5 protein-coding genes and 1 pseudogene are annotated in these 4,437 nt (G+C 65.3%); all 6 read left to right on the top strand.

Annotated elements, in window-relative coordinates; translation table 11 throughout:
- Positions 1–206 (top strand): annotated as a pseudogene (locus tag VGH68_RS19180) (MarR family transcriptional regulator); the annotation flags it as partial.
- Positions 207–242: 36 nt separating this feature from the next.
- On the top strand, positions 243–527 hold the full coding sequence (locus VGH68_RS19175; RefSeq protein ID WP_331605264.1) for an FCD domain-containing protein: 285 nt from the start codon (positions 243–245) through the stop codon (positions 525–527).
- A 75-nt stretch (positions 528–602) separates the two neighbouring features.
- Positions 603–1,064: a MarR family winged helix-turn-helix transcriptional regulator gene (locus VGH68_RS19170; protein ID WP_331605263.1), complete on the top strand. Its 462-nt coding sequence runs from the start codon at positions 603–605 to the stop codon at positions 1,062–1,064.
- A gap of 38 nt (positions 1,065–1,102) precedes the next feature.
- A complete protein-coding gene (locus VGH68_RS19165) occupies positions 1,103–1,666 on the top strand; it encodes a cysteine hydrolase (protein WP_331605262.1) in 564 nt (187 codons plus the stop codon).
- Positions 1,667–1,694: 28 nt separating this feature from the next.
- Positions 1,695–3,041 carry an MFS transporter gene (locus tag VGH68_RS19160; protein WP_331605261.1) on the top strand — a complete coding sequence of 449 codons (1,347 nt, stop codon included), beginning with the start codon at positions 1,695–1,697 and terminating at the stop codon, positions 3,039–3,041.
- A 296-nt stretch (positions 3,042–3,337) separates the two neighbouring features.
- On the top strand, positions 3,338–4,437 hold a 1,100-nt coding region (locus VGH68_RS19155; RefSeq protein ID WP_331605260.1), incomplete at its 3' end, for an MFS transporter.

Raw genomic sequence — 4,437 nt, 5'->3', positions numbered from 1 at the left:
GCAAACGGCTGGTCAGAAAGATGGCCGCCGCGGTGCAGCGCGCACACGATCGCACCGTCGAACATCTGTCGCCCGTCGAGCGCGACGTTTTCATGCTGCAAATGATCCGGCTGGTGGAAGCCAACAACTCGGACAACCTCGTGCCCCTGCGGCTGCCCGACAGCCAGTTGCTCGCCCAGGACGAAAGCGAAGCCAGCGCGACGTGACCATGACGCCCGACGAGCGCCCCGTGAAACGACGAACTGACTTCGGCAATGCAGCGCGTCACCGACCGCATCCGCGTGGTGCGGCGAGTCGATCTCGTGCACGGTGACGCCATCGCCGAGACTGACGACGAACACGCCGCCATCGTCGACGCGATCCGTCACGGCGACAGCGCGCTGTGCGTCGAACTCGTGTCGCGTCACATCGGCGGGAGCCAGGCCAGCGTGAGCGGACTCACGATGCAGCGCCTGCTCGCCGCGCGCACCGGGACGGGGCGCGCGGTCATCGCGCACGCACCGGCCAGGCCTCGGCGCACCATCTGACCGCCGCGTAGGTCGCGACTTGACCGGAACGAGATGCGAAGGTAACCTTCGCATCATGTCGCCGCGCGCCGCCCAATGAGCCATCCCCCTCCCCGCACTGCCCCCCTTCCCCCCGAAACCCTGCATGCGCTCGCGGAAGATCTGCGCGTGCTGTCCAGCAAGCTGCGCCGCCGGCTGCGCGAAGAATCCTACGTCGGCGATTTCACCCCTTCGCAGGTTCAGGTATTGAGTCTGCTCGAACGCGAAGGCCCGGCCACGGTCACCGCGCTCGCGCGCGCCCATGGGATGCGCCCGCAATCGATGGGTGAAACGCTGGCGGCGCTGAAGGCCGCCGGCTTCGTGAGCGGCACGCCCGATCCCAACGACGGCCGGCAAACGGTCCTCTCGCTGACCCCTGCGTTTCGCAAAAAAGTGAATGCAAGCCGCGCCGCGCGCGAAGACTGGCTGTATCGCACGATACAAACGCGTTTCTCGGCGGCAGAACAGCAACAACTGGCGACGGGCGTCGATCTACTGAAACGCCTGATCGATTCATAACTGGTAACGCGCGATTCGTCACTCACAGGAGCCACACCATGGCATTGACCACTCTCGACGCAAATACCGCACTGATCGTCGTCGATCTGCAGCGCGGCATCGTCGCGCTGCCCACCGTTCACCCGAGCGGCGAAATCGTCGAGCGCTGCGTCCAGCTACTCGACGCGTTTCGCCGCCATCGCCTGCCCGTGGTGCTCGTGAACGTGACCGGCGGCGCGCCGGGCCGCACCGACCAGGCGGGGCCCCGCGGCGACTTCCCGGCCGGCTTCGCGGACCTGCTGCCGGAGCTGAAGCAGCAGCCGTCGGATCACGTGGTCACGAAGCGCACGTGGGGCGCGTTCACGAACACGGACCTCGCCACGTATCTGCGCGACCAACGCGTCACGCAAGTGGTGCTCTGCGGTATCGCGACCAGCATCGGCGTGGAGTCGACCGCGCGCTTCGCGAGCGAACACGGCCTGCACGTCACGCTCGCCGTCGACGCAATGACGGACCTCCACCCGGATGCCCACACCAACAGCATCACGCGCATCTTCCCGCGCCTCGGCGAAACCGGCACGACGCAGCAAGTGCTCGACCTGCTCGAAAGAACGCGCGCGTGATCGCGGATCGAATGAGGAAAAACCTGTCGTGAGCACCACGTTCCGTTCGCTGCGCAATTTCAACTACCGCGTCTGGGCGAGCGGCGCGATCGTCTCGAACATCGGCACGTGGATGCAGCGAACGGCGCAGGACTGGCTCGTGCTTACCGGGCTCACGCATCACAACGCGACCGCGGTCGGCATCGTGATGTCGTTGCAGTTCGGCCCGCAGATGCTGTTGCTGCCGCTCACCGGCTATGCGGCGGATCACTTCGACCGCCGCAAGCTGCTGTTCGCGACGCAGGCGGCAATGGGCACGCTGGCGCTCGCGCTCGGCCTGCTCACGGTGAGCGGGCTCGTGCAGTTGTGGCAGGTCTATGTGTTCGCCGGCCTGCTCGGCTGCGTGACCGCGTTCGATGCGCCGGCGCGCCAGACCTTCGTGTCCGATCTGGTTGGCGAAGAAGACCTCGCGAACGCGGTCGGGCTCAATTCCACGTCGTTCAACGCCGCGCGCATGATCGGGCCGGCGGTCGCGGGTCTGCTGATCGCATCGGTAGGCACCGGCTGGGTGTTCCTGATCAACGCGCTGTCGTTCGTCGCGGTGCTCGGCGCACTGCGCATGCTGCGGCTCGGCGAACTGCATCACAAGCCGCTCGCGGTGCGTACGCGCGGCAGCTTCGTAGAAGGCTTCAAATACGTGTGGACGCGCCCCGATCTGAAGGCGGCGCTATTGATGCTGTTCCTGATCGGCACGTTCGGGCTGAACTTCCCGATCTTTATCTCGACGATGTCGGTCACCGCATTCCATGCGGGCGCGAGCGAATACGGCGTACTCAGTTCGACGATGGCGATCGGCTCGGTCACGGGCGCGTTGCTCGCCGCGCGCCGCGCGCGCCCGCGCATGACGCTGCTGCTTCTGGCCGGCACGGTGTTCGGCGTCGGCTGCACGACGGCCGCGCTGATGCCGAACTACGTGCTGTTCGGTCTCGTGCTGGTGGTGATCGGCGTGTCGACGCAAACCTTCACCACGTCGACCAACAGCCTCGTGCAATTGACCACCGAACCCGCGATGCGCGGCCGCGTGATCGCGATTCTGCTGGCGATCGCGCTCGGCGGCACGCCGCTCGGCGCCCCGGTGGTCGGCTGGGTCGCCGATCGTTTCGGCCCGCGCTGGGCACTCGGCGTGGGTGCCGCTTCGGGCTTCGGCGCGGCGCTGGTCGGCCTCGTCTATCTGATCAGATACCGCCAGTTGCGTTTCTATATCGAAGGCAAGCGCCTTCGCTACAGCATCGACGATCCGCGGCCGGCCTCCGCAGCGGTCGTGCCGGAGTCCGTTACGGCGATGCAACGCGGCGGGTTGGACGAGGCAGAAGAAGATACGGCTTCGAGCGTGTGAGCGAACCGGCAGCCGAGCCTCGGTTCACGAACCGCAGGCATCGTTCACAACGCGGCCTCGCCGCGCGTTACCGGCCATAGCGCCCAGACCTGCGCCGCGCGATTGGGCAAAACAACCGCAAATCCCTCCGAACAAACCCATTGCCAGCGATACCTGCCAATGGTTAACCCCTGGCATGCATGTGGCACCGCGTCAACGTGACCCCGGAAAGCCCTGGCTTGCGTGGCGCCGCTTAAAGGACGCCAATGATTCAGCCATAGAAGCTGACGAGAACACGCTACTGTTCAGGAGACGATATGGAAACGAATGCATCGGCAAGCCACGGGCACGGCTCGCAGGCTCGTAAGGCAACCGCCAGCGGCTGGATCGGCTCAGCGCTCGAGTACTACGACTTCTTCATTTACGCGCAGGCCGCGGCCCTGATCTTCCCGCAACTGTTCTTCCCTTCCGGCAACCCCAAAATCGCGATCGTCGCTTCGCTCGCGACCTACGGCGTCGGCTACGTCGCTCGACCCATCGGCGCAGTCGTACTCGGACACTGGGGCGACACGCACGGGCGCAAGAACGTGCTGCTGGTGTGCATGTTCCTGATGGGCCTGTCGACGATGGCAGTGGGCCTGCTGCCCACCTATCAGCACATCGGCTTCCTTGCGCCCGTGCTGCTCGTCGTGCTGCGCCTGATTCAGGGCTTCGCGGTCGCTGGCGAAATCTCCGGCGCCAGTTCGATGATTCTCGAACACGCGCCATTCGGGCGACGCGGCTATTACGCGAGCTTCACGCTGCAAGGCGTGCAGGCCGGGCAGATTCTCGCCGCCGCGGTGTTTCTGCCACTCGCCTATTACATGGACGACGCGTCGTTCAACTCATGGGGCTGGCGCATTCCGTTCCTGCTCAGCTCGGTCGTGCTGATCGCCGGCTACATCATTCGCCGCGAAGTCGAGGAAACGCCCGCGTTCGCGAAGGAGGATTCGAGCGGCGCCGTGCCGCGCTCGCCGATCGTGGAAGCGTTCCGCTACAACTGGGGCGACATGGTGCGCGTCGTGCTGTGCTCGCTGATGAACGTGATCCCGGTCGTCGCGACGATTTTCGGCGCCGCGTATGCTGTCCAGGCGTCGTATGGCATCGGCTTTTCGAAGAGCCTGTACCTGTGGATTCCGGTGGTCGGCAATATCGTCGCGGTGCTGGTGATTCCGTACGTCGGCAATCTGTCGGACCGGATCGGGCGGCGTCTGCCGATCATCGTCGGCGCGCTCGGCGCTGGGCTGCTGTCGTTCGCGTACCTGTACGCGATCAGTATCCGCAACGAGCCGCTCGCCATGCTGATGTCGATCCTCATGTGGGGCATCATCTATCAAGGCTATAACGCGATCTTCCCGAGCTACTATCCGGAGTTGTT

It is taken from the genome of Paraburkholderia sp. (genome assembly GCF_036488505.1).
Taxonomy (GTDB): Bacteria; Pseudomonadota; Gammaproteobacteria; order Burkholderiales; family Burkholderiaceae; genus Paraburkholderia.
The sequence above is the reverse complement of the archived record's forward strand: the minus strand, read 5'-3'. Positions and strand labels throughout refer to the sequence as shown.

Excerpts from the sequence above, each read along its gene's own strand:
- VGH68_RS19165 (WP_331605262.1), top strand. The coding sequence starts at position 1,103 with ATGGCATTGACCACTCTCGACGCAAATACCGCACTGATCGTCGTCGAT.
- VGH68_RS19170 (WP_331605263.1), top strand. The coding sequence starts at position 603 with ATGAGCCATCCCCCTCCCCGCACTGCCCCCCTTCCCCCCGAAACCCTG.